General features: G+C 70.3%; 1 protein-coding gene. It reads right to left on the bottom strand.

The window, feature by feature from the left end; translation table 11 throughout:
* Positions 1-279: transposase (locus tag EN859_RS37700; protein WP_245525907.1), on the bottom strand; the 279-nt coding region annotated here is incomplete at both ends.

Here is a 279-nt window from a genome sequence, read left to right as displayed (position 1 = left end):
GGTCAGCGGAATCCGCAGCCGCACCTTGCCGGCGACCTCCAGCTCGATCACCGCTGGGGATGCCGCCGGCCGCGAAACGGCGACAGGCTCATCGGGAGCCACGACAACTTCGGCAAAGCCCGTCTCGCGGGCTCTCACCGTGCGGCGCCACTTGTAGATCAGGCTGGTCGCGACATCGTACTGACGCGCCACCGCCGCCACTGTGGCCCCAGGCGCGAATGCCGCGGCCAGTATCCGGCACTGATCCGCTTCACTCCAACGGCGCCGCCGCTCCGGCCC

Source organism: Mesorhizobium sp. M00.F.Ca.ET.216.01.1.1 (assembly GCF_004010325.2).
Classification (GTDB): Bacteria; Pseudomonadota; Alphaproteobacteria; order Rhizobiales; family Rhizobiaceae; genus Mesorhizobium.
This window is presented reverse-complemented; position numbering and strand designations above follow the sequence as displayed.